Annotated in this window: 17 protein-coding genes; 4 read left to right on the top strand and 13 right to left on the bottom strand. The window is 70.1% G+C overall.

What is annotated here, in order from left to right; all coding sequences use genetic code 11:
• A partial coding sequence (locus JIAGA_RS28935; protein WP_035812384.1) for an SdrD B-like domain-containing protein occupies positions 1–4,323 on the bottom strand: 4,323 nt, incomplete at its 3' end.
• A gap of 314 nt (positions 4,324–4,637) precedes the next feature.
• On the opposite strand from JIAGA_RS28935, the gene JIAGA_RS33015 reads away from it, so the two are divergent.
• Positions 4,638–5,432, top strand: a complete 795-nt coding sequence (locus JIAGA_RS33015) for a hypothetical protein (RefSeq protein WP_051425937.1) — start codon at positions 4,638–4,640, stop codon at positions 5,430–5,432.
• Positions 5,433–5,658: 226 nt separating this feature from the next.
• Here JIAGA_RS33015 and JIAGA_RS0110455 read toward each other — a convergent pair whose 3' ends face one another.
• The 3 genes from JIAGA_RS0110455 to mgrA all read right to left on the bottom strand — a co-directional run bounded on the left by JIAGA_RS0110455 (position 5,659) and on the right by mgrA (position 8,115).
• Positions 5,659–6,078 carry a DUF3040 domain-containing protein gene (locus tag JIAGA_RS0110455; protein ID WP_026875623.1) on the bottom strand — a complete coding sequence of 140 codons (420 nt, stop codon included), beginning with the start codon at positions 6,076–6,078 and terminating at the stop codon, positions 5,659–5,661.
• A 195-nt stretch (positions 6,079–6,273) separates the two neighbouring features.
• Complete coding sequence (locus tag JIAGA_RS0110450) at positions 6,274–7,041, bottom strand: class I SAM-dependent methyltransferase (RefSeq protein WP_026875622.1); 768 nt, start codon at positions 7,039–7,041, stop codon at positions 6,274–6,276.
• A 12-nt stretch (positions 7,042–7,053) separates the two neighbouring features.
• On the bottom strand, positions 7,054–8,115 hold the full coding sequence (gene mgrA / locus JIAGA_RS28925) for an L-glyceraldehyde 3-phosphate reductase (protein ID WP_051425936.1): 1,062 nt from the start codon (positions 8,113–8,115) through the stop codon (positions 7,054–7,056).
• A gap of 68 nt (positions 8,116–8,183) precedes the next feature.
• On the opposite strand from mgrA, the gene JIAGA_RS28920 reads away from it, so the two are divergent.
• The gene (locus JIAGA_RS28920; protein ID WP_051425935.1) at positions 8,184–9,044 is read left to right on the top strand and encodes a spermidine synthase; all 861 of its coding nucleotides are present in this window, start codon (positions 8,184–8,186) and stop codon (positions 9,042–9,044) included.
• Between the two features lie 138 nt (positions 9,045–9,182).
• On the opposite strand, the gene JIAGA_RS0110435 is transcribed toward JIAGA_RS28920, so the two are convergent.
• The 3 genes from JIAGA_RS0110435 to JIAGA_RS35240 form a co-directional block, all read right to left on the bottom strand.
• A complete protein-coding gene (locus JIAGA_RS0110435) occupies positions 9,183–12,056 on the bottom strand; it encodes a vitamin B12-dependent ribonucleotide reductase (RefSeq protein ID WP_026875621.1) in 2,874 nt (957 codons plus the stop codon).
• A 75-nt stretch (positions 12,057–12,131) separates the two neighbouring features.
• Entirely contained in the window at positions 12,132–12,662 is a 531-nt protein-coding gene (gene nrdR / locus JIAGA_RS0110430) for a transcriptional regulator NrdR (protein WP_026875620.1), read from the bottom strand.
• Positions 12,663–13,081: 419 nt separating this feature from the next.
• Positions 13,082–13,534 (bottom strand): LysM peptidoglycan-binding domain-containing protein, encoded by a 453-nt coding sequence (locus JIAGA_RS35240; RefSeq protein ID WP_051425934.1) that lies wholly within the window; start codon positions 13,532–13,534, stop codon positions 13,082–13,084.
• A gap of 191 nt (positions 13,535–13,725) precedes the next feature.
• On the opposite strand from JIAGA_RS35240, the gene lexA reads away from it, so the two are divergent.
• Positions 13,726–14,472, top strand: coding sequence for a transcriptional repressor LexA (gene lexA, locus JIAGA_RS0110420; RefSeq protein WP_051425933.1), 747 nt, complete (start codon positions 13,726–13,728; stop codon positions 14,470–14,472).
• 51 nt (positions 14,473–14,523) lie between these two features.
• Here lexA and JIAGA_RS0110415 read toward each other — a convergent pair whose 3' ends face one another.
• Positions 14,524–16,491: an ATP-dependent DNA helicase gene (locus JIAGA_RS0110415; RefSeq protein WP_026875617.1), complete on the bottom strand. Its 1,968-nt coding sequence runs from the start codon at positions 16,489–16,491 to the stop codon at positions 14,524–14,526.
• Between the two features lie 91 nt (positions 16,492–16,582).
• Here JIAGA_RS0110415 and JIAGA_RS0110410 point away from each other — a divergent pair, with 91 nt between their 5' ends.
• Positions 16,583–18,424 carry a S9 family peptidase gene (locus tag JIAGA_RS0110410; protein WP_026875616.1) on the top strand — a complete coding sequence of 614 codons (1,842 nt, stop codon included), beginning with the start codon at positions 16,583–16,585 and terminating at the stop codon, positions 18,422–18,424.
• A gap of 115 nt (positions 18,425–18,539) precedes the next feature.
• Here the strand turns inward: JIAGA_RS0110410 and hflX are convergent, their stop codons facing one another.
• From hflX to ahcY, 5 genes are all read right to left on the bottom strand, one after another.
• Positions 18,540–19,952, bottom strand: a complete 1,413-nt coding sequence (gene hflX / locus JIAGA_RS28910; protein ID WP_035813881.1) for a GTPase HflX — start codon at positions 19,950–19,952, stop codon at positions 18,540–18,542.
• A gap of 484 nt (positions 19,953–20,436) precedes the next feature.
• Positions 20,437–21,273 (bottom strand): diaminopimelate epimerase, encoded by an 837-nt coding sequence (gene dapF / locus JIAGA_RS0110400; protein ID WP_026875615.1) that lies wholly within the window; start codon positions 21,271–21,273, stop codon positions 20,437–20,439.
• 57 nt (positions 21,274–21,330) lie between these two features.
• Positions 21,331–22,260, bottom strand: a complete 930-nt coding sequence (gene miaA, locus JIAGA_RS0110395; protein ID WP_035812381.1) for a tRNA (adenosine(37)-N6)-dimethylallyltransferase MiaA — start codon at positions 22,258–22,260, stop codon at positions 21,331–21,333.
• Between the two features lie 89 nt (positions 22,261–22,349).
• Entirely contained in the window at positions 22,350–23,258 is a 909-nt protein-coding gene (locus tag JIAGA_RS28905) for a methylenetetrahydrofolate reductase (RefSeq protein WP_051425932.1), read from the bottom strand.
• A 33-nt stretch (positions 23,259–23,291) separates the two neighbouring features.
• A complete protein-coding gene (gene ahcY, locus JIAGA_RS0110385) occupies positions 23,292–24,755 on the bottom strand; it encodes an adenosylhomocysteinase (protein WP_035812380.1) in 1,464 nt (487 codons plus the stop codon).
• Between the last annotated feature and the right edge of the window lie 5 nt (positions 24,756–24,760).

The raw sequence follows: 24,760 nt of genomic DNA, 5'->3' as shown, positions 1-24,760 counted from the left end.
CTGCCCGTCACCGACCGGCTCCGCGGACACCAGGGACTTGTCCAGGTCCGGCTCACCCAGCGACAGGCACGCCTCGTCGTCGTCGGTGAGGTCGTTGTGCTCGATCCCGGTGCTGTTGGCCAGGCCACCGTTCTCGCCGGAGTCCGGCTCCGGGCAGCTCATCGACTCCTCGGTGAGGGTGTCGGAGTCGAGGGAGAAGACGACCTGCACCTGGTAGGTGTGCACCCCGCCCGCGGCCAGCGCCACGTCCTCGGCGATGACGTTCGCCGGGTCGTCCGCCGGTCCCTGACCGGTCCACGTGTCCAGTGCCGTCACCCCGTCGGGGGTGGTGACGACCTGGGCGTCCTCGACCACGATGCCCTCGCCGTAGCGCAGCTGGTCGGTGATGGTGTAGTCACCATCGCCCTGGCCACTGTTCGTGGCGACCAGGTCATAGGTGATGGTCCAGGTGTCGTCGCCGTTGGCCGTCGGACCGGCGCTGACCGTCTTGTCGATGTCGATCGACGGCAGCTCGGCGCACGCGTCGTCGTCCTCTTCCAGGCCGGCCTCGTCGCTCAGCGTGGAGACGTTGTTGAACGCGGTGTTCGCGTGCGGGTCGCTGCTGCCCTCACCCGGGCAGGCCGTGGGATCGGATCCGTCGTCGCCGAACTCGAACTGCAGTGGCGCCTCGGCGATGACCGTCAACTCGTAGGAGTGCGGCGCGTAACCGTCGTCGTCGGTGCCCAGGATCGGCACCTCGGTGGCGATGACAGTCTGGTCCTGCCCGTCCCACGCCGGGTCGAACAGCGTGACCCCGTCCGGGGACACGCTCACCTCGGCCGAGGTGATCGTGACCTGGTCGGTGAACCGCAACTCATCGGCCAGGTCGTACCAGGTCGCCTGCACACCCTTGTTGATCACCTCGATGCCGTACACGACCTGCCACAGACCCTCGCCGATCGGCTCCGCCGAGATCAGCGACTTGGTGTGCGTGGGCTGACCGACCTCACGGCACTCGTTGTCACTGTCCGGGTAGGAGTTGAACGAACTGGTGGCGTCGTTGTAGAGGCCGGTGCCGTCCTCCTCACCGTCCACCAGCGTGCAGTCGGACGGATCCGGCTGCGCGGGCGGGTTCGGCAGGTCGATCGTGAACTGCACCGTGACGGTGTACTCGTGCGACTCCAACGCCCCGATCGGCTCGTCCTCCACGATCAGCACATCGCTGACACCGTCATACTCCGGCCGCGTGACGATCGTGCCCGGCACCGTGTTCTCCGCCACCACCGAACCGTCGACGATCTCGATGCCGGTGCCGAAGCGCAACAGGTCCTCCAGATCGTAGTCGGTGAGAACCTCGGTCTCGTTGGTGACAGTGAGCCCATAGGTGATCTCCCACACGCCCGGCTGGTTCTCCCGGTCCACCACATACGGCTCGGTCACCACCGTCTTGTCCAACGTGACCAGCGGCAACTCGCTGCACTCGTCGTCGGTCAAATCCTCGTGGTTGATCGGGTCCAGCGTGGCCGTGTTGAACAGCCCCGTCGTCCCCTCACCCGCCACCTGATCCGGCGTGCAGGCCAGGTCCTCCGGCAACGCGATCGCCTCACCGGTCTGCGGGTCCGTCTCCAACGCGACCGACACCGTCAACGTGTAAATGTGCTCAGTGCCGTTCTCCACCGTCGACTGCGCCTCGATCGGCACCACGTCGGTGACGACGTCCATATCACCGGTGCCGTCCCAGCCCGAGTTCAACAACCCATCGGCCTCCGGCGGGCCGGACACCACCTGCGTGTCCACCACCACGATGCCCTCGCCATACCCGGTCAGATCATCAGTCAGCAGATACCCGCCATCGATCATGCCGGTGTTCTCCACCACCAACTCATACGTGATGGTCCACGTGCCGTCATCGTCCGGGCTCTCCGTCGGCCCGGACACCATCCGCTTGTCGAACTCGTAATCGATGTTCGAATAGCCGAAGTCGATCGTGTGGTCGTTCTCCCCAGGCCCGCCGGTCGTGATCGCCGCATACGGGAACGAGCCCTCCTCGGTCGACTCCACGATGCCATCAGAATCGTTCCGGTCCGCATCCACCGAGTTCGCATCACCGGTATCCGGAATGGTCGGATACCAGTTCTCCAACGGACCACCCGCCCCGTAATCGGCCGGATTGTCCACACCCACCACATAATCCGTGTGCGTCTTCAACTGATACGCCGCATCGTTCGACGAGAAGTAATACTCACCGCTCGCATCCGTCGTCGTGGTACTCACCAGCGTGCGGTTGCCGTCCGCGTCCACCTCATACAGGTTGACCGTCGCACCCTCCACCACCGGCTCATCCGGATCCTGCACACCGTCGTTATCGACGTCATACCAGACATAATTACCGATCTCGATCGGCGCCGCCGACGCCATCGCCGTCAGCTCACCCAGCCCGTTGCCCTTCACGGTCGCGCTGGGCTGCACGTTGGTACCGGTGATGACGGCTGCGCCCCGCGGTTCGACCAGCGTGCCGTCTGCCTGGTGGAACCGGCGGGTACCGACCTGGTAGCTTCCCTCCGCGACGTGCAGGCCGGTCTCCAGCACACCGTCGTCCCTGCTCGGGACGACCAGCGTGGCACCCAGGTGCTCCGCCCCGTTGACCCAGGTGTCCATGAAGAACTTGCCGGGCTGGCCGTTCGGACCGTTCAGGGTGACCTGGGTGGTCGCGCCTTGCTCACCGTTGACTTGGCCGTTCTGCTCGATGGACCAGGTGCCGTCGCCGTTGGAGCCGGCCTTCAGCAGCTCGCCACCGATGGAACGGATGGTGACGAGCCTCGCGTCGTCGGGAGCGAAGGCGCTCCACGCACCGAACAGGTCGCCGCCCAGGTCACGGATTCCCACGATCAGATCCCCGTGCAGGTATCGCGCGTCCGCCACGATCGGTACCGAGGTGGTCAGACCGACGGGGTCGGCGCCTGGGTTCCCTTCGAACTGCTGCCAGTCGGCGCTGTCCGTGCTCCACGGCTGGTAGTCCGCGTTGTGCAGTGCGGCGAAAAGACCGCGGTCGTAACCGAGCGGGAAGTCCAGTACCTCGCGCAGGGTGGTCGGGTCGGCCGGGTCGAACGCGTACACGTAGGCGTGCAGGTCCGCGCGGTCGCCGGTCGACTCGGCCGTGTTCGTCACGGTGAGGTACATCTCGTTGGTCAGCGGGTTGGCCGAGATGCCGTGCGGGCGCAGGTCGCTGTCGTCTGGGAAGTAGGCGTCGAGCTCGTGCTCGGTCACGCCGAGCACCTGCGTGCCGTCGCGGCTGATCTCGATCTCCACAAGTGACCGGTTGTGCAGGTTGACAGCAAACAGCGACTGCTGGTCGTTGGAGATCTCCATGGCGCCGAGCCCTACGCGCCCTACCTTGTCCCAGGCCTGCGCATCCATCGCCCAGTCGTAGGCCGGGTTGTCGAGGCCCATGACCGGCCGGAGGCCGTTGGGGTCTCCCGGCGCAGCCGCCGGATCGGAGTCGCTGCCGACGTCGATGCCGTAGTCGGTCACGTCCACGAGGACGTCCCCGCTGGCGGTCGGCGAGGCCGGAGTGCCGCCATCGGGCGTGATCCGGTAGATCGCGCCGATGCCGCCTGGCCCGAGGCCCGAATGCCGCCGGACGTAGGCCGATGCGAACACCGTGCCGATGCCGCCGGGCTCCTCGGCCCGCTGCCACGCGGTGCCGTAGGTGGTGCCGACCTGGCCGAACGGCACCTGCATGGTGGTCGGTACCGCTGTCGTGGTGTTCGGGCTCATGGCGTCGTACTCGTGTGCGGCGCCGGCGAACTCGGCCGTCTGGACACCGTCGTGGCCGCCGTACCGGAACGCCGGCAGGTACACGTACGGGTTGTTCTCGACGAAGGCACCGGGCGTTTGGAACGAGAAGTCCACGCCGGTGGCCGGCACGCTGTCGATGAACTGGACGGTGGTCCCGTTGCTCGTGCCAGCCGCCCGGCCGACGACGGAGTCGCGCCACTCGGCCCACTCCGGCGTGTCGGGCACGTTGGCCTCGACCCGCCAGGGACCGGCATCGCTGGTGACCGGCAGCGAGTAGGTGCCGTCAGCGGCCGTGAGGGCTGGGCCGGCGACGTTGCCGTCGGCGTCGTAGGCGTACACCTCGATGCCTTCGAGCAGGCCGGACTCCTCGAAGGAGGAGTACATGCCGTCGGAGTCGTAGTCCTGCCAGATGGTGCCGGTGATCGGGTCACCGGGCGCGGCCAGCGCGGGCAGGGTGGCTCCGGCACCGGCCAGCGTCGAGCCGATGACGCCGAGCGCGGTGATCGCGCCGGCCGCTCGAATCGTCCGCCGTGATGTTCGTCTCACCTGGCCGCCTCCTGGGCTGGCCGCCTGTCGTTTCAGCGATCTCACTGGCAGATCCCTCCGTAGCTGTCCTTCGCACCAGCGCCGATGTCCTGCCGCCCGACAACCCAGTCGGACGGCCTGCCGGACGGCAGGTAGATGACGGCGCTGACTACAAGGAGCCGGAAGCACGCACGGTCAGCACGCGACGTGATACAGATCACGTTTCGTGGTGCGTCGGGAAGAGTCGCGAAGTCCGCGAACCGGACATCACGCGTGCCGTGCTTACTTACACTCACTGCCATGCACACGCCCGCAGCCCACCGCGCAGCCGCGTCATGAGGCGCCTGGCCCTGCCGGCCGCCCTGGTCATCGCGCTGCTCGCCGGCTGTTCCGACGACGACGCCATCTCCCCGGACGGCGGCGGCTCGCCCGGCGCGACGGCCACAACCGCCGACGAGCCCCGGCCGCTGTCCGGAGACGAGGCACAGCGGGTGTCGATGATGCGCTACGCGAACTACACCACCGGGGTCCGCTCGGTGCGGTTCGACGTGGTCGACAACGGCCGCACGTTCACCGTCGACGGCTGGGTCGACTTCGTCGCGCACGTCGGGTACGCGCACGTCAGCGAGGACGGCGCCGAACCCCTGCTGGTCGCCTGGAGCGCAGAGGGCATCACGTCCCACGAGCCGGTGGTGACCGCCGCTGACGACGGCCCGCCGCTGCCGCCGCCGGACGACGCCGCCTGGACGTCCTCGGCGCTCGATCCCACCCAGTCGCGGCTGCACGCGGCGCTGGCCGTCCTGCTTCAGGCCGGCAACGACCGGCCCGACAACCCGCTGCTGCTGCAGCAGACCGACGCGCGCTGGCTGCGGGCCGACGAGGTGGACGGCGTCCCGGTCGACGTCGTCACCGGCCCCACCGAGGACCGCGTCTACGATCCGGCTACCTCCACCTCCGCGGGCGACGGCAGCGACGCCACGCTTCGGTACTGGGTCGACGCGGACGGCGTGCTGCAGCGGATGGAGGTCCGGCTCGGCGGATCCGGCGACTGGACAACGGTCGACCTCTCCGACGCACCCGCCGACGTGAGCTTCGCCGACGCGTTCCTCGGCACCACGACGGGCGGATGATGGACGACCACACGACGCCCCGGCCCCGGCGGCGCGTGCTCTGGCTGGTCGATGTCGAGCGAACCGTGGCGCCTGCGCTGATCAAGTGGCGTTGCCACCTTGATCAGCGCGTTGAGGTCATCTGATCAGCTCGTGTCCACATGCTGGCGAACCCGGCGGCGTCGGCCGCTCTTGGCCGCGATGTGATTCCGCCCAAGGGCGGCGTCACAGGCTCGTCGACGGAGCCCTACTGGCCGAAGCCGCGTTCGCGGCGGTTGCGCCAGCGCTGCTCCATGCGGTCCATGAAGGAGCCGTTGTTCTTGGCGCCCTTGGGACGGCTCTGACGCCGCGGCGAGCCGGGGCTGATGTCCGGCACGTCCGAGGCCGCATCCGACGGCGGTACCCGCCGCCAGGACGAGACCGCGTAGAACGCCGAGGCGAGCATGACGACGAATCCCGCGACTCCCAGCGCGATCACCTGGGTCACGGCGCCCGTCATGAGCATGACGACGCCCACTACGAAGACCAGACCGGCCAAGACGGCGCGCCGCCGGTACCTCCGCCGCAGATCCGCGCCGCGCATCGCAGTGGCGAACTTCGGATCCTCGGCAAGGAGCGCCTGCTCCATCTGCTCGAGCAGCCGCTGCTCATGATCGGAGAGTGGCACCGTTCCCCTCCAATGAACACGGAACTGTATGGGCACCTGCTGTAAGGACCAGCATATGCGGAGCAAGCCACGGACGAAAGCCGGGCGTTCGACCGAAGCCGAGTGATCTGGCCACCACCGCCCGGCCAACCCGTTGCGCACTGCAACCGCTGGTCACTGACCCTCTTACCCAACCCATGGAACCACAGACATCGCTCAGTGCGCGGGTTGTTCGAGCGCCGGCTTGCCGGCCAGCACGTGCAGCGCCGCGGCCACCGCCCGGAAGGCCGGATGGGCCGCGGCGGCGGCCTCGAGACCGGCGAGCGTGGCGGCGTCCGCGGGGTCGTCGAGGACGGACCCGGAGACCAGGTCGGTGAGGATCCGCACGCCGTGCACGTCGACGATCTCCAGTCCGCCGCCGGTGAGCAGCGCCGTCAGGCCGGCCTCGTCGAACCGGCGCGGCAGCGGGTCGGAGCCGCCCCAGGTGCCGTCGGGGTGGTCGAGCAGCCGCCGGGCGTCGGTGAGGTGCCCGGCCAGCGCCTTGGCGAGCACCGCGGCATACCGCTGGGCGACGACGACACTGGTCAGTCCGCCGGGACGCAAGCAGCCCGCCAGCGCCACGACGGCGGCAGACGGGTCGTCGACGACCTCGAGAACGCCATGACAGACGACGACGTCGGCGCTGCCGGCGCCCACGACGGACCGCAGCCCCGCGGCGTCGCCCTGCACGCCGGTCACCTGGGCGCCGACACCGGCGTCGGCAGCGCGGCGCGAGAGCGTGGCCAGCGCGTTGGGGCTCGGGTCGACCACCGTCACCCGATGCCCGATCCGGGCCAACGGCACCGCGAAGACGCCGCTACCGCCACCGAGGTCGACGATGTCGAGCTGGCGCCGCCCGGTGGACGCCGTCAGCTCGGCCAGCGCCTGGTGCAGCTGCGTCCAGATGGCGTCGGTGCGCGGGTTACGCCGGACTCGCTCGTTCATCGGCACATCAGATCACGCGTCGCTCGACCGGGCCCACAGGTTGAGCCCGGTCTCGACGGCGTAACCGTCGATCTCGGTGAGCTCTTCCGCGGTGAAGTCCAGCCGCTCGAGCGAGCCGAGGCTGTCCAGAAGCTGGTCGACGGTGCGGGCGCCGATGAGGACGGAGGTGACCCGCTCGTCGCGCAGCGCCCACGACAGCGCCAGCTGGGCCAGGGTCTGGCCGCGCCGCTGCGCGATCTCGTTCAGTGCGCGCAGCCGCCGCACGACGTCGTCGGTGATGAGGTCCGGCGAGAAGGAGCCGCCCCGCGCGGCCCGGGAGTCGTCGGGCACACCGTCGAGGTACTTGGCGGTGAGCAAGCCCTGCGCCAGCGGCGAGAACGCGATGACGCCGAGGCCGTGCTCGCCGGTGGTGTCGAGCAGCCCGCCCTCGATCCAGCGGTTGAACATGGAGTACGAGGGCTGGTGGATGGCCAGCGGCGTGCCCAGCTCGCGCATGATCTGTACCGCCTCTGCGGTGCGTTCCGGCGAGTAGGACGAGATGCCCGCGTAGAGCGCCCGGCCGGACCGCACGGCGGTGTCGAGGGCGCCCATCGTCTCCTCGAGCGGTGTGTCGGGGTCGAACCGGTGCGAGTAGAAGATGTCGACGTAGTCCAGGCCCATCCGCTCCAGCGACTGATCGAGGCTGGCCAGCAGGTACTTGCGCGAGCCCCATTCGCCGTACGGGCCGGGCCACATGTCGTAGCCGGCCTTGGTGGAGATGATCAGCTCGTCGCGGTAGGGCCGGAAGTCCTCGGCGAGGATGCGCCCGAAGTTCTTCTCCGCCGACCCCGGCGGTGGACCGTAGTTGTTGGCCAGGTCGATGTGCGTGATGCCCTGGTCGAACGCGGTGCGCAGGATCGCGCGCTGGGTGGCCAGCGCGGATTCGTCGCCGAAGTTCTGCCACAGCCCCAGCGACACGGCCGGGAGCTTCAGGCCGGTGCGGCCGCAGCGACGATACGGGATGCGGTCGTAGCGGTCCTCGTCGGCTCGGAACGGGGCACCTGCGTGGAGGTTCTTGGTGGGACGCTCAGCCATGCCGCGAACCTACCCCGTGACGCTGACAGCCTGCGCGTCGCCTGGCCCGATGTGGCAGCCTGTCGGTCGTGCCCACCTCCCGCCGCATAGGGCGGCCACGCCCTGAGCAATACACCGGCCAGCACGAGATCGAGTCCGGCACTGCCGAGCTGGTACCCGATGAGTCCGACCCCGGCGGCTGGTCGGTCATGGTCAACGGCGCCACCAGCTCGTACGTGCACCTCGACGACCCCACCCGGCTGGACTTCGAGTACATGCAGTGGACGGGCCACATCCTCGACGTCCTCGCCCCGCCGGGCGAACCCGTCACCGCCGTCCATGTCGGCGGCGCGGGCTGCACGCTGGCCCGGTACGTCGCCGCCACCCGGCCCGGAACCCGCCAGACCGTGTTCGAGGTCGACCCCGCACTGGCGACGTTGATGCGGCAGGCGTTCGACCTGAAGTCGGTGCCGGGGCTCCGGCTGCGGGCGATGGACGGTCTGGTGGGTCTGCGGCGGCTCGACGCCGGCCGGGCCGACGTGGTGATCCGGGACGCGTTCGACCGCATCCGGGTGCCGCAGCACCTGGCGACGGTCGACTTCTTCCAGGAGGTGGCGCGGGTGCTCACCAGCAGCGGCGTGTACGTGGGCAACGTCGCGGACACCGCCGAGGTCCGGGAGTCCAGGGTCGAGGCCGCCTCGGCGCTGGAGGTGTTCGCGCACGTGGCCCTGGTGGCCGAGCCGACCCAGCTGCGCGGCCGCCGGTACGGCAACATCGTCGTGGTGGCCTCGAACGCGCCGCTCCCCGAGGACCTGCTGGTACGGCGGCTGGCCGGCGGGGCCGTCCGGGCTCGCTACGTCCCGCCGGGCCGCGTCCGTGAGCTGGTCGCCGGGGTCAAGCCGCGCCGCTCCCCCGGCACCCGAGACCGGAGCGGCACCGATGACGCCTGACAACGCACCGGGCCGGGCCGGACCCCGGCCGCGCACCTGACGTATCCCGCCGGCCTCGCCGTCAGGCGAGACGCGCCGCGGCCGCCGAGAGTGGTTCCTCGGCGGCCGCGGGCGCGCTGGTGTGATTCGGGCTGGACGTCAGCTGCACCCGCTGGTGGAGCCGCAGCCCTCGCAGACATAGCAGCTGCCGGCCGGGCGCATCTTCGTGCCGCAGGTGAAGCAGAGCGGCGCGTCGGTGCTAGTGCCCTGGATGACCTCGAGCAGCTCGGCGGAGGTGTGCGCCTCGGCCGGAGCGGGGCGGGCGGCGGCTTCGGTCGCCTCCGTCGCCGGCTCCTTGGCCGACTCGGCCGACGGTGCGACCGGAGCGGACTGCCGCAGCGAGTCGACGTCGAGGTCGTCGACGGGCGCGTAGTCGCCACCGGTGTCGAGCTGACGGGAACGCTCGGCCGCGGTGTAGATGCCCAGCGCGGCCCGCGACTCGAACGGCAGGTGGTCCAGCGCGAGCCGGCGGAAGATGTAGTCGACCACGCTCTGCGCCATCCGCACGTCCGGGTCGTCGGTCATGCCCGACGGCTCGAACCGCATGTTGGTGAACTTCTCGACGTACGTCTCCAACGGCACGCCGTACTGCACCGCGATGGAGACGGCGATCGAGAACGCGTCCATGATGCCGGCAAGCGTGGAGCCCTGCTTGCCGAGCTTCAGGAACACCTCACCGAGGCCGTCGTCGGGGTACGAGCCGGCGGTCATGTAGCCCTCGGCCCCGCCGACCGTGAACGACGTGGTGCGGCTCGGCCGGGTCTTCGGCAGCCGCTTGCGGGTCGGCCGGTACTCGACGATCACGTCCTTCTCCGGCGCGTCCTTCGTGGCGGTCTTCGCCTTGGCGTCCGACAGCGGCTGGCCGACCTTGCAGTTGTCGCGGTAGACGGCCAGCGCCTTGAGGCCGAGCTTCCAGCCCTGCAGGTAGATCTCCTCGATCTCCTCGACGGTGGCCGACTCCGGCATGTTCACCGTCTTGGAGATGGCACCGGACAGGAACGGCTGCACCGCGGCCATCATCCGCACGTGACCCATCGGCTCGATGGCCCGCGGCTGCCCCGCGGCGCAGTCGAACACCTCGTAGTGCTCCGTCTTGAGGCCGGGGGCGTCGACGACGTTGCCGTGCTCGGCGATGTACTCGACGATCGCCTCGATGGTCTCGGTGGCGTAGCCGAGCTTCTCCAGCGCCCGCGGCACCGTCAGGTTGACGATCTGCATGGAGCCGCCGCCGACCAGCTTCTTGAACTTGACCAGCGAGAAATCCGGCTCGATACCGGTGGTGTCGCAGTCCATCATGAAGCCGATGGTGCCCGTGGGGGCCAGCAGCGAGGCCTGCGCGTTGCGCCAGCCGTTCTTCTCACCGATCTTGTTGCCCTCGGCCCACACCTTGGTGGCCAGGCTGCGCACGTCGCCGTCGAGCGAGTGCACGGTGCGCAGGTCGTCAGTGGCGGCGGCGTGCTTGCGCATGACCCGGGCGTGCGCCTCGGCGTTGCGGGCGAACCCGTCGTACGGGCCGACGACGCCGGCCAGCTCGGCCGAGCGCTTGTACGCCGCACCGGTCATCAGCGACGTGATGGCCGCGGCCAGCGCCCGCCCACCCTCGGAGTCATAGGCCAGGCCCGACGCCATCAGCAGCGCGCCGAGGTTGGCGTAGCCGATACCCAGCTGCCGGTACGCACGGGTGGTCTCGGTGATCGACTCGGTCGGGAAATCGGCGAACGTGATGGAGATGTCCATCGCCGTGATGATCAGCTCGACCGCCTTGGCGAACGTGGCGGCGTCGAAGCTCCCGTCCTCCTTGAGGAACTTCATCAGGTTCAGGCTGGCGAGGTTGCAGCTGGAGTTGTCCAGGCTCATGTACTCCGAGCATGGATTGGACGCGGTGATGCGCCCGGTCTCGGGGTTGGTGTGCCAGTCGTTGATGGTGCCGTCGTACTGGATGCCTGGGTCGGCGCACTCCCAGGCCGCCTGCGCCATGCTGCGGAACAGCTTGCGCGCGTCGACGGTCTCGATGACCTCGCCGGTCATCCGCGCCCGCAGGCCGAACTCGCCGCCGGACTCCACCGCACGCATGTACTCGTCGGACACCCGCACGGAGTTGTTGGCGTTCTGGTACTGCACCGAGACGATGTCGGAGCCGCCGAGGTCCATGTCGAACCCGGCGTCGCGCAGTGCCCGGATCTTGTCCTCTTCGCGCGCCTTCGTCGTGATGAACTCCTCGACGTCGGGGTGGTCGACGTCGAGCACGACCATCTTGGCCGCGCGCCGGGTGGCGCCACCGGACTTGATGGTTCCCGCCGAGGCGTCGGCGCCGCGCATGAAGCTGACCGGGCCGGACGCCGTCCCGCCGGAGGACAGCAGCTCCTTGCTGGAGCGGATGCGCGACAGGTTCAGGCCGGCCCCCGAGCCGCCCTTGAAGATCATTCCCTCTTCGCGGTACCAGTTGAGGATCGACTCCATGGAGTCGTCGACGGAGAGGATGAAGCACGCCGAGACCTGCTGCGGCGACTTGGTACCGACGTTGAACCACACCGGAGAGTTGAAGCTGAACACCTGGTGCAGCAGCATCCAGGTCAGCTCGTGCTCGAAGACGTCAGCGTCGGCGGTCGTGGCGAAGTAGCCCTCCGCCTCACCGGTGGTGCGGTACTTGTTGACCACCCGGTCGATGAGCTGGCGCAGGCTCCATTCACGCGCGTCGGTGCCCACGGCACCGCGGAAGTACTTCGTCGTGACGATGGTGGAGGCGTTCAGCGACCAGAAGGACGGGAACTCCACACCCTTCTGCTCGAAGACCGTCTCCCCCGTCTTCCAGTTCTGCTGGACGACGTCGCGCCGCTCCCAGGTGACCTCGTCGTACGGGTGCACGCCGGCTGTGGTGTAGATGCGCTCGACGCTCAGGCCCCGAGCCTTCTTCGACCTGCCGACCGGCTTGCTCCCGGTGCCCCGGCTCGGCCCGCTCACCGTCTCAGTCATGAACCTTCCTCACTTCCCCCGGCTCACCCGGTTTCCTCCGGGCTGTCACTTCAGTTCGTTCCTGGTGCAGTGGTGCTACGTCTCGGCGACGGTCAGCGTGGCGTCGGCCCGGCCGTCGGGCGCGGCGGCGCCGTCGTCGTCGGGACGGTGCGCCGCCCGCTCACGGTCGGCCCGCAGCGTGGCGATCTCGTGCTCGAAGTCGTCGAGGCTCTCGAAGTCGCGGTACACGCTGGCGAAGCGCAGGTACGCGACCTCGTCCAGCTCGCGCAGCGGGGTCAGGATGGCCAGACCCACCTCGCGGCTCGGGATCTCGGCACCCCCCGCCGCCCGGAACTGCTCTTCGACCTGCTGGGCCAGCCGGGCCAGTGCGTCCTCGCTGACGCCTCGGCCCTGGCACGCCCGGCGCACCCCGGCGACGACCTTCTCGCGGCTGAACGGTTCGGTGACCCCCGAACGCTTCACGACCGCGAGCGTCAACTGCTCGACGGTGGTGAACCTGCGCTCACAGGCCAGGCACTGCCGCCGACGACGGATGACGGTGCCCTCGTCAGCGGTGCGACTGTCCACCACACGACTGTCGGCGTGGCGGCAGAACGGACAGTGCACGCTCACTCCCCCTTTCGTGGGCCTGTGGACAAGTTGGGGACAACCTGTGCACTCTCGACCACAACTTGTGGACAGCTTACAGCTGTGTAACTACTAGATATAGGGGTACGGTACGTCGCGCCGGAGGCCGACTGCAACCGACATCGACGGACTGCCCGGACCGGTTTTCAAACCCGCTGGTCATGTGCGACGTCGATCAACGGCGTCGGCGCGTCGCCGGGAGGGTTCACGCAGAGCTGAACGGGCGGGGCACTGCGGGCGCGGCGATTCACGCGAGGCCACGAATGCCGAAACCGCGCACGGACTCCCGTCCCGGGAGCTATGCGCGGTTTTGGTGTGCGAAAGTCGAGCTCGACCACCTGGACACCGGGCGCCGGCGGACGTGGAGGCGTACGTCCCCCGGCGCGGGCCCGAGCGGATCAGTGAGCGGCGGGGACGCGCAGGGTGTCGCCGGGGCGGATGTCGGTGGCCGAACTGAGCCCGTTCAGCTCCATGATGGCGGCGACGGTGTCGCGCGGATCCGCCGCCGGCGCGATCTGGCCCGCCAGCTCCCACAGCGTGTCGCCGGCCTGGACCGAGACGGTGGTGGTGTCGGTGGCGGCGGGCGCGGACGCGTCCCACGGCTTCACGAACGCCAACGCCCCAGCAGCCAGCAGCACCAGCCACGCCAGCGCTACGACGACGCGGCCACGCCGGGTCAGCCGAGAACCGTGCAAGCTCGGTTCGGCCGAGCCGGCGCACGCCGCCGGCGCCGGCCGGCCCGCCAGCCGCCGTCTGGCGACATGCCGTCGCGGCGGTGCGTCGACGCGCTCGGGCTCGATCACCACCCGCGTGCGCGGCTCGAACGTCGGGATGTACGTCGTGCTCGCCATGTCAGCCTCCGGTCGAAGTCCGCACAACCGTTCGATAGAACGACTGTACGAATGGTTGTACACCCCGCCACTGACAAAGTCGAGACACGTTCGAACAGATGTTTGATCGTGTCGCTCGCTGGGGCTAATGTGACTTCCATAGACCGACCGTGCGGGGCGTTTTCGAACGAGTGCCGGACTTCCCGCGGGTCATGACCTTTCGACCAGGAGGTGGCGTGGTGGCCAAACAGGAGGACTCGGAGGCCGAGGGCGCTTCGGTCCACACGTTCCCGGAGACGCACGTGCATCCGGCCGACCTGACCGTCCGGCAGCGCAAGGTGCTGGAAGTCATCCGCGAGTCGGTCGGCCGCCGCGGCTACCCGCCCAGCATGCGTGAGATCGGCCAGGCCGCGGGGCTCTCCAGCCCGTCCAGCGTGGCCCACCAGCTGGGTGTGCTCGAGGCCAAGGGGTACATCCGGCGCGATCCGCATCGCCCCCGCGCGCTCGAAGTCCTGCCGCCGGGCACCGCTCCGGGCGACTTCACCCGCGGTCAGGAGGCGCCGGAGGAGACCGCGTCGCTGCCCGCACCGTCATACGTGCCCATGGTGGGGCGCATCGCCGCCGGTGGCCCGGTGCTCGCGGAGCAGGCGGTCGAGGACGTCTTCCCGCTCCCCCGCGAACTGGTCGGCGAGGGGACGCTGTTCATGCTGAAGGTCGCCGGTGACTCCATGGTCGACGCCGCCATCTGCGACGGCGACTGGGTGGTCGTGCGCCAGCAGCCCGTGGCCGAGCAGGGCGAGGTCGTGGCCGCCATGATCGACGGCGAGGCGACGGTCAAGACGTACAAGAAGCGCGACGGGCACATCTGGCTGCTCCCGCACAACCCGGCCTACGAGCCCATTCCCGGCGACGACGCGGTCATTCTCGGCCGGGTCGTGGCGGTGATGCGGCGCATGTGAGGACGTCGGCGGCGCCGGCCGAGCACTACCTCGGCCGTCTGGCCGGCGCCCTCACGCCGACGACGCGAGTCGCTGCAGCGCTCCGGTCACCACCGACCGGTCGGTGGTGAACCACATCGGCGGCAACGACGCCCTCAGGTAGCTGCCGTACCTGGCTGTCACCAGCCGCGGGTCCAGCACCGCCACCACGCCACGATCGCTCGACCTGCGGATCAGCCGTCCCGTCCCCTGGGCCAGCAGTAGTGCCGCGTGGTTGGCCGCCACGCTCATGAACCCGTTGCCGCCGGCCTTCTCCACCGCCCGCTGTCGTGCCGAGGACAGCGGCTCGTCCGGTCGCGGGAACGGGATCCGGTCGATCACCACCAACTGGCACGCGCCACCGGGCACGTCCACGCCCTGCCACAGCGACAACGTGCCGAACAGGCAGGTGCGGTCGTCGCCGGCGAACGTGCGTAGCAAGGTGGCCACCACGTCGTCGCCCTGACAGAGCACCGGAAGATCCGGAAGCCGCTTGCGCACCGCCTCCGCGGCCTCGTTCGCCGCGCGCCGCGACGAGAACAGGCCGAGTGTCCGGCCGCCGGCCGCGGACATCAGCTCGACCAGCGCGTCCACCGCTTCGGGTCGCAGGCCGTCGCGGCCGGGGGTAGGCAGGTCGCGGGCCACGTAGAGAATCGCCTGCTTGCCGTAGTCGAACGGCGAACCCACGTCCAGCGCCTTCCACTCCGGCGCCTCCTCCCCCAGCAGCCCGAACGCGCCGGCCGCGGAGTCGAACGAGCCGCCGAGCTCGAGCGTCGCCGACGTCGCCACCACGGTGTTCTCACCGAACAGCCGCTCACGCAGCAGCCCGGCCACCGACAGCGGCGCCACTCGCAGTGACCGGCCACCGCGCTCGCGCTCCTCGACCCACATGACGTCGTACTCGCTGTTGGCGACCAACCGCTCGGCGGTGCCGTACACGTCGTCGACCATGGTCTTGGCGGCCCGCCGAGCCGCCTCGGCCTCCGCCGAGCGCTCCTCGCGCGCCGACGACGCGAAGCCGGACTGCACCGCCCGGGCGGCGTCGCGCAGCTCGACCAGTGCCGTCAGCAACCGTTCGGGCAGCGTGTCCAGCCGGCCGACGGGCGCGTCGAGCAGAGCCTGCCGCAGGTGTTCGCCGGCCGCGCGGAGCTCTTCGGCGTCGCCGTCGTCGACATGAGAGCGGACCCGCACCGCCGTGCGGTCCACCACTCCGGGCCACAGGTCGGCGGTGGCGACACTGGTGACACGGGCGGCCAGCTCGTGCGCCTCATCGACCACCACGACGTCGTGATCGGGCAGCACCGGAAGCCCTTCCAGAGCGTCGATGGCCAACAGGGCGTGGTTGGTGACGACGACGTCCGCACCGTCCGACCGCGCTCGGGCCACCTCGGCGAAGCACTCCTGGCCGTACGGGCATCGCGACGCGCCGAGACATTCGCGCGACGACACCGAGACCTGAGCCCAGGCGCGGTCGCTGACGCCGGGTTCGAGCCGGTCGCGGTCGCCGGACCCGCCGGAGGCCGCCTGAGATTCCGCCCACTCGCGGGCCCGCAGGACCTCCGTGCCCAGCGGCCCGGCCGGCATCTCCTCGACCGGCACGAGCTCGCCCTGGTCGTCCGGCGCGCCCTCACGGACGCGGTGCAGGCACGCGTAGTTCGCTCGGCCCTTCAGCGTGGCCCAGGTCGGCCGCCGGCCCAGCAATGGCGTGGCAGCCTCGGCGAGTGCGGGAAGATCGCGGTCGACCAGCTGCGCCTGTAACGCCAACGTGGCGGTGGCGACGATGACCGGGCCGTCGGTGGAGTCGGCATGCAGTAGTGCGGGCACCAGGTAGGCCAGCGATTTGCCGGTGCCGGTGCCGGCCTGGACCAGCAGGTGCTCGCTGTCGGTGACGGCCTGGGCCACCGCCTCGGCCATCTCGACCTGACCAGGGCGCTGAGTGCCGCCGACGGCCGCCACGGCTGCGCTGAGGAGTTTTTCCACCGTCACGTCGCCCGGACTCACCGGCCCGACACTACACGCCTCGCCGGCACCCGGAGGCGTCGTCCACAGGCCACGGCGGCGGCGTTGTCCGCGGCCATGATGGAATGCGCAAATGACGTATGACGCCGTGCCGCTGATTCCTCGAGACGTGCTCTTCGGCAATCCGGAGCGCGTCCTGCCCACCCTCTCGCCCGACGGCAGCCGCCTCGGCTTCGTCGCGCCCGACGACGGCGTCCTCAACGTCTGGATCGGACCCGCCGACGACCCGTCCGCCGCCCGGCCGGTCACCCACGACCGGCACCGCGGCATCCGCACGTTCATGTTCTGTCACGACGACCGAACACTCGTCTATCTGCAGGACACCGACGGCGACGAGGACTGGCGGCTCTACGCCATGGACCTCGACACGCTGGAGGTCACGCTGCTCACCCCGCAGAGCGGGGTCACGGCCGGCGTCCTGGAGCACAACCGCTGGCACCCCACCACCATGCTCGTCGCGCTCAACGCCGACAACCCGCAGTTGCATGACGTCTACCGGCTCGACCTCACCACCCGCGAACTGGTGAAGGTCGAGACGAACCCGGGCTACGCGGGCTGGCTGGTCGACTCCGACCAGAACATCCGCGGTGCGGTGGCCATGACCGAGGACGGCGGGGCCGTCGTCTACCGGCGCACCGATACCGGCAGCGACGAGCCGTGGTTCGAGATCGGCCCGGACGACATCGTCACCACCGACGTCACCGGTTTCAGCCGGGACGGCAAGACCGCCTACCTGCTCTCCAGCTCCGGCGTCAACGCCGCCCGGCTGCTCGAGGTCGACCTCGCCACCGGCGAGGAGACGGTCCTGGCCGAGGACGCCGAGTACGACGTCGCCGGTGTGGCCCGGCATCCGGAGACGCTGGAACCGCAGGCCGTCACGTACATCAAGGAGCGCAAGGAGTGGTCCTACCTCGACCCGCAGTTCGGGGCCGAGGTCGACCGGCTGCGGGAGCGGCTGCACGGCGAGGTAGGCATCTCGCGGCCGGTCCGCGACGACCGTACCTGGCTGGTGCACGACGTGCTGTCCGACGGCCCGGTCCGCTACTACACGTACGACCGCGACAGCGGCGAGCTGACGTTCCTCTTCTCGCACCGCCCCGAGCTGGAACAGTACGACCTCGCCGATATGGAGCCGTTCTCCTACACCGCGCGCGACGGCCTGACCGTGCACGGGTACGTGACGTTCCCGCCGGGCGTCGCGCGTGAGGCGCTGCCGGCCGTGCTCAACGTCCACGGCGGCCCCTGGGCGCGTGACACCTGGGGTTACGACCCCGAGTCGCAGTGGTTCGCCAACCGCGGCTACGCCTGCGTGCAGGTGAACTTCCGCGGCTCCACCGGTTACGGCAAGGCCTTCGGCAACGCCGGCAACAAGGAATGGGGCCGGGCCATGCACACCGACCTGCTCGACGCGATCGACCACCTGGTCGGCCGCGGTCTGATCGACCGGGAGCGGGTCGGCATCTACGGCGGGTCGTACGGGGGATACGCGGCACTGGCCGGGGCGGCGTTCACGCCGGAGGTGTTCCGGTGCGCCGTCGACATGGTCGGCCCGTCCAACCTGCTCACGCTGCTGGAGTCGGTACCGGAGTACTGGAAACCGCAGATCGCGCTGATGCACGCGCGCGTCGGCAACCCCGAGACCGAGCGCGACATGCTGTGGGAGCGTTCACCGCTGTCGAAGGTCGACCAGATCCGCATCCCGGTGCTGGTAGCACAGGGCAAGAACGACCCCCGCGTGAAGATCGCGGAGGCCGAGCAGATCGTCGCCGCCCTGGCCGAGAAGGGCTTGGACCACGAGTACCTGCTGTTCGAGGACGAGGGTCACGGCCTGGCCAAGCCGGAGAACCGGGAGCGGTTCTACGCCGCGGCGGAGGCGTTCCTGGCCACGCACCTGGGCGGGCGCAGCCAGGACTGAGCCGTCACCAGGTGATCTCCCGCTTCACCGGTCTTGCGTGTCCCTCCTGGGGCAAGCATTCCTGGTGAAGCGGGAGTAACCATGGTGGACGTGATCATCTTTTAATACCCGCTGGTTACGGGGCGGCGACGGCGTACGGCTCCAGCGCCGCTGCCAGGCTCTCCGGGACGCGCGCGTGCACCCGGGTGCCGGCCGCCTCATGCTCGATGGACAGCACCTCGCCGACGGTGTGGACCCGGGCCACCAGCTCACCGTGGTCGTAGGGCACGACGACGTCGACCTCGACCGGCGGCTGCGGCAGCTCGTTCTCTATGACCGAGCGCAGCTTGTCGATGCCTGCGCCGGTGCGGGCGGACACCGCGACGGCGTGCGGCTCGTTGCGCAGCAGCCGCGCCACCACCAGTGGATCGGCGATGTCGGCCTTGTTCACCGCGACGATCTCGCGCACGCCGCCGGCGCCGATGTCGGACAGCACCGCACGCACGGCGCTGAGCTGGCCCTCGGGGTCGGGATGGGAACCGTCGACCACGTGGACGACGAGGTCGGCATCGGCGACCTCCTCGAGCGTGGAGCGGAACGACTCGACGAGCTCGTGCGGCAGGTGCCGGACGAATCCGACGGTGTCGGCCAGCGTGAAGACCCGCCCCTCGGACGTCTGGGTGCGGCGCACGGTCGGGTCGAGCGTGGCGAACAGCGCGTTCTCGACCAGGACGCCGGCACCGGTGAGCCGGTTGAGCAGCGACGACTTGCCGGCGTTGGTGTAACCGGCGATGGACACCGCCGGGACGGCATGGCGCCGCCGGTCGGCTCGCTTGGTGTCGCGCGCGGTGCGCATGCCGGCGAGATCGCGGCGCAGCTTGGCCATCCGGGTGCGGATGCGCCGCCGGTCGGTCTCGAGCTTGGTCTCACCGGGACCGCGGGTTCCGACGCCGCCGCCCGCGCCGCCGGCCCGGCCACCGGCCTGCCGGGACAGGCTGGCACCCCAGCCGCGCAGCCGCTGGGACAGGTACTCCAGCTGGGCGAGCTCGACCTGGGCCTTGCCCTCCCGGCTCTTGGCGTGCTGGGCGAAGATGTCGAGGATGACCATGGTGCGGTCGACGACCTTGACACCGACGCGGTCCTCGAGGTTGCGCAGCTGCGAAGCGGTGAGTTCGCCGTCGACGACGACCGTGTCGGCACCGGTGGACAGGACCACGTCGCGCAGCTCCTCGACCTTGCCGGAGCCGATGAACGTGGCCGGGTCCGGCTTGAGCCGCCGCTGCACGAGCCCTTCGAGCACCTGGGATCCGGCCGTCTCGGCGAGCGCGGCCAGCTCGGCGATGGAGTTCTCGGCGTCGGCGAAGGATCCGCCGGGCCAGACACCCACCAGGACCACGCGCTCCAGGCGCAGCCGCCGGTACTCGACCTCGGTGACGTCTTCGAGCTCGGTGGACAGCCCTGCGACCCGGCGCAGCGAGTGCCGTTCGTCCAGGTCGTAATCCCCGGTGGTGGCGTCGTCGGCACCGTCGAGCTCCGGAACGTCCGGCAGCCGGTCGGCGTCGTCGTCGTAGGGGTTGTAAGCGTGACCTGGGCTGATGGTCGGCCTCCTGCGTCTGAGATGTGGTCGCGTGCAGCCAGGATGACACGGAGACCGCCATGCGGTCACCCGAGTTTTCCGGTGTTACGCGCCTACAGAACGACCGTAGCTCGGTCCGGTCGATGCTGCCCATCTGAGTTTCGCGGCCGCGCGCAGCGTGGCCGCGCGGCGGCCGGCCTTTCCGGTGGAGCGCTCCTGCGCTCGTCGAGCTGCCTCCTGGAGCACGGCTTCGCGTCGTTGCCTCTGCGTTCCGCTCATCACACCGCCTCCCATCGGGGCGCGGCCGGCCTCGTTGCCGCCACGCTCACAACGTTAGGCCCGCTTCGAAGACGTCGCGTCGACCGCGAGACTGACGTCGTGCTCGTTCTACTGAAGGAGACGTCCCGGAGGGGTCGCAGGATGCTGTGAGGAACATCACATGCCCTGCGACCAGGCGTCAAACGTCGACCTGACCGCGCAAGCCGAGCACGGCCGGCCCCGTGAGCAGCAGTTCTCCGTCCGGCCGCTCGGTCACGGTGAGCCGGCCGCCGGGCACGTCGACGACGTACCGAGCCCCCGCGCCGACCCCGTCGCGGCGCATCGCCACCCACGCGGCCGCGCACACGCCGGTGCCGCAGGAGCGGGTCTCGCCGACCCCGCGCTCCCAGACGCGCAGCGCGATGTGCTTGTGCCCCCGGTCGGCGACGAACTCGACGTTCGCCGATTCCGGGAAGACCGACGCCGGGCGCAGCTCCGGCGGTTCCACCAAGCGCCCCGGCTCGGCGAGGTCGGAGACGAAGACGACGGCGTGGGGGTTGGGCACCCACACCGGGGTGGCCTCCCACGTGCGCCCGCCGACGGCGACGAACGACATCTGCCGGGTGGACGCCGGCTTGGCGTGCCCCATCTCGACGGTGAGTGTGCCGTCGGCCTCGGCGTGCACGGTCCGCACGCCGCCGCGGGTGGCCACGGCCAGCACCGGGCCGTCGACCAGCCGCTCCTCCCACAGGTAACGGGCGATCACGCGCACGCCGTTGCCGCACATCTCGGCGACGGAACCGTCGGCGTTGCGGTAGTCCATGAACCACTCGGCGTCGTCGGCCAGCGCCGCGAACTCGGCCATCGTCTCGGTGCGGGTGACCCGGATGACGCCGTCGGCTCCGATGCCTGAGTGCCGGTCGGTGAGCCGGCGCACCGTGAGCTCGTCGAGGCGGTCGGCGAGGGTGCCGCCGGCGTCGGGCACCAGCACGAAGTCGTTCTCCGTGCCGTGTCCCTTGATGAAGCTGATGCTCACGGGTCTCTCCGGGTCGGGGCCGGGTCGGGTCCGAGCCGGGGCTCGGCCCGGCCGGTGTCACGACCGCCGATGGTAGGCCAGGGCCTGCTCGGTCAGGTCATCGGCATCGAACGGCAGCCACACCACGCGGTCGTCCTTGCCGAACCAGCCGTGTTGACGGCGCGCGAACCGGCGGGTGGCCTGCACGGTCTCCGTACGGGCCAGTTCCTCGGTGTATCCGGTGTCCCCGCCGTCGAGGAACGCCAGCACCTGCGCGTACCCCAGGGCCCGGCTGGCGGTGGGCCCCTCGCGCAGCCCGTTCTCGGCCAGTCGCCGCACCTCGTCGACGAGGCCGCGCTCCCACATGATGTCCACGCGCCGCTCGATCCGGGCGTCGAGCTGGTCGCGCGGGACGTCCAGACCGATCTGGAGCACGTGGTCGTAGGCGTAGGTGCGGGGCGGAAGCGTCGCCGTGAACGGCCGGCCGGTCAGCTCGATGACCTCCAGCGCCCGTACTACCCGCCGGCCGTTCGTGGGCAGGATGGCCGCGGCCGCCGCGGGGTCGTGCACCGCCAGCCGGCTGTGCAGCTGCGCCGCTCCGACCTCGGCCAGTTCCGCCTCCAGCCGTTCGCGGATCCGCGGGTCGGTGCCCGGGAACTCGAACCGGTCGAGCACCGCCCGCACGTACAGCGCGCTGCCGCCGGCCAGCACCGGGACCACACCGCGCCGGTGGCAGTCGTCGATGGCGGCGCGGGCCAGTCCCTGGAACTCCGCGACCGTGGCCGGCTGCGTGACGTCGTAGATGTCCAGCAGGTGGTGCGGGACGCCGCGGCGCTCGGCGACGGTGAGCTTGGCGGTGCCGATGTCCATGCCGCGGTAGAGCTGCATGGAATCGGCGTTCACGACCTCGCCGCCCAGCCGTAGCGCCAGCTCGACGGCCAGGTCGCTCTTGCCCGCCGCGGTCGGGCCGACGACCGCGACGACGGGGGTGTCACTGCCGGTCCGCACGGTCGCCAGTCTCCCACCAGTCGTGTGGCCGACGGTGGGGGGACGCCTGCCCCGCCCGCCTCGCTCGTTCCTCGCTCGGACGCCCGAGCCTACCCCTGCGCGAGTCCCCCCACCATCGGCCTGTCCTGCCCGAGGCCCAGGCGGCCGACGATCTCGCGGGTGGCCGTGGACCGGTTCAGCGTGTAGAAGTGCAGCCCCGGCACCCCCTCGGCGAGCAGGCGCTCGCAGTTCTCCGTCGTCACGTCGATGCCCTCGGCCCGGAAGCCGGGCGCGTCGTCGGCGAACCGGGCCAGCCTGCGCTCCAGCGCCGGCGGCGCCTCCACGCCGGACAGCTCGACCGACTTCGCCAGCGTCCGCTTCGTCGTCAGCGGCATCACGCCGGGCAGCAGCGGCACGTCGCACCCGAGCGCCGCGAGCCGGTCCCGCAGGCGCAGGAAGTACTCCGGGTCGAAGCAGATCTGCGCGACCGCGAAGTGTGCGCCGGCGCGGATCTTGTCCACCAGGCGCTGGGTGTCGGTGTCGAGGTCCGCGGAGTCCGGGTGGCCGTGCGGGAACGCCGCGACCCCGATGCAGAACGAGCCGAGCTCGTCGACCAGGCGCACCATCTCCTCGGCGTAGGTGATGCCTTCGGGATGGGGCTCCCACACGCCGGCCGGTCCGCCCGGTGGGTCGCCGCGGATGGCCAGGACGTTGCGGACACCGTTCTCGGCGTACCAGCCGACCACGTTGCGCAGCTCGCGGCGGGAGTGACCGACGCCGGTGAGGTGGGCCGCCGGCACCAGGGTGGTTTCACCGGCGATGCGGGCCGTGGTCCGGATGGTCCGCCCGCGGCTGGTTCCCCCGGCGCCGTACGTCACCGACACGAACGCCGGGTCCAGCGGCTCGAGCTGGCGTATCGCGGTCCACAACACCTCCTCGTCGGCGTCGTCGCGCGGCGGGAAGAACTCGACGGAGAAGACCGGCCGACGCTCGGCTAGTCGATCCACGACGGTCGTCACGGCGTCACCTCCGACCTCTCGATGCGCGGCGGATCAGTAGCGGTAGTGGTCGCTCTTGTACGGCCCCTCGACCGGCACGCCGAGGTAGTCGGCCTGGTCCTTGCTCATCTCGGTGAGCTTGCCGCCCAGCGCCTCGAGGTGGATGCGGGCGACCTTCTCGTCCAGGTGCTTGGGCAGCACGTAGACCTGGCGTTCGTACTGCTCCGGCTTGGTGAACAGCTCGATCTGCGCGATGGTCTGGTCGGAGAACGAGTTGGACATGACGAACGACGGGTGCCCGGTCGCGTTGCCGAGGTTCAGCAGCCGACCCTCGGACAGCACGATGATGGAGTGCCCGTCGGGGAAGGTCCACTCGTCGACCTGGGGCTTGATGGTGGTGCGCTTGACACCTGGATACTGCTCGAGCTCCGCCATCTGGATCTCGTTGTCGAAGTGGCCGATGTTGCCGACGATCGCCTGGTGCTTCATCTTCACCATGTGCTCGATCGTGATCACGTCCTTGTTGCCGGTGGTGGTGATCACGATGTCGGCGCGGTCGACGACGTCGTCGAGGGTGTTGACCTCGTAGCCGTCCATCGCCGCCTGCAGGGCGCAGATCGGGTCGATCTCGGTGACGATGACCCGGGCGCCCTGGCCCCGCAGCGACTCCGCGGAGCCCTTGCCGACGTCACCGTATCCACACACGACAACGGTCTTGCCGCCGATCAGGACGTCGGTCGCACGGTTGATGCCGTCGATCAGGGAGTGCCGGCACCCGTACTTGTTGTCGAACTTGGACTTGGTGACCGCGTCGTTGACGTTGATGGCGGGGAACAGCAGTTCCCCCGCTTCGGCGAGCTGGTAGAGGCGGTGCACGCCGGTGGTCGTCTCCTCGGTGACGCCGCGGATGCCCGCCGCCACCGTCGTCCACTTGGACGGGTCTGCCGCGACGGAGGCGCGCAGCAGGTCGAGGACGACCGTCCATTCCGCCGAGTCGTCGCCGCTGGCCGACGGCACCGCGCCGGCCTTCTCGTACTCCGCGCCCTTGTGCACGAGCAGGGTGGCGTCACCGCCGTCGTCGAGGATCATGTTCGGGCCCTCGAGCTCCGGCCAGGTCAGCATCCGCTCGGTGCACTGCCAGTACTCCTCCAGTGACTCGCCCTTCCAGGCGAACACGGGGACGCCCGCGGGAGCGTCGGGTGTGCCGGTGGGGCCGACGACGACGGCCGCGGCGGCGTGGTCCTGGGTGGAGAAGATGTTGCACGACGCCCACCGGACCTCGGCGCCCAGCACCACCAGCGTCTCGATGAGCACGGCGGTCTGCACGGTCATGTGCAGTGAGCCGGAGACGCGGGCGCCCAGCAGCGGCTTGGTCTCCGCGTACTCGCGGCGCAGGGCCATCAGGCCGGGCATCTCGTGCTCGGCCAGCCGGATCTCGTTGCGGCCGAACTCGGCCAGGCCCAGGTCGGCCACGGCGAAGTCGATGCCGTTCAGGCTGCGGAACGGGACAGTAGACATATGGA

The organism is Jiangella gansuensis DSM 44835 (assembly GCF_000515395.1).
GTDB lineage: Bacteria > Actinomycetota > Actinomycetes > Jiangellales > Jiangellaceae > Jiangella > Jiangella gansuensis.
This window is presented reverse-complemented; position numbering and strand designations above follow the sequence as displayed.

What these genes read in the sequence shown, in the direction of transcription:
- JIAGA_RS33015 (WP_051425937.1), top strand. Translation starts at nt 4,638, where the DNA reads ATGAGGCGCCTGGCCCTGCCGGCCGCCCTGGTCATCGCGCTGCTCGCC.
- JIAGA_RS0110450 (WP_026875622.1), bottom strand. Translation starts at nt 7,041, where the DNA reads ATGAACGAGCGAGTCCGGCGTAACCCGCGCACCGACGCCATCTGGACG.
- mgrA (WP_051425936.1), bottom strand. Translation starts at nt 8,115, where the DNA reads ATGGCTGAGCGTCCCACCAAGAACCTCCACGCAGGTGCCCCGTTCCGA.
- JIAGA_RS0110435 (WP_026875621.1), bottom strand. Translation starts at nt 12,056, where the DNA reads ATGACTGAGACGGTGAGCGGGCCGAGCCGGGGCACCGGGAGCAAGCCG.
- JIAGA_RS35240 (WP_051425934.1), bottom strand. Translation starts at nt 13,534, where the DNA reads ATGGCGAGCACGACGTACATCCCGACGTTCGAGCCGCGCACGCGGGTG.
- lexA (WP_051425933.1), top strand. Translation starts at nt 13,726, where the DNA reads ATGACCTTTCGACCAGGAGGTGGCGTGGTGGCCAAACAGGAGGACTCG.
- JIAGA_RS0110410 (WP_026875616.1), top strand. Translation starts at nt 16,583, where the DNA reads ATGACGTATGACGCCGTGCCGCTGATTCCTCGAGACGTGCTCTTCGGC.
- ahcY (WP_035812380.1), bottom strand. Translation starts at nt 24,755, where the DNA reads ATGTCTACTGTCCCGTTCCGCAGCCTGAACGGCATCGACTTCGCCGTG.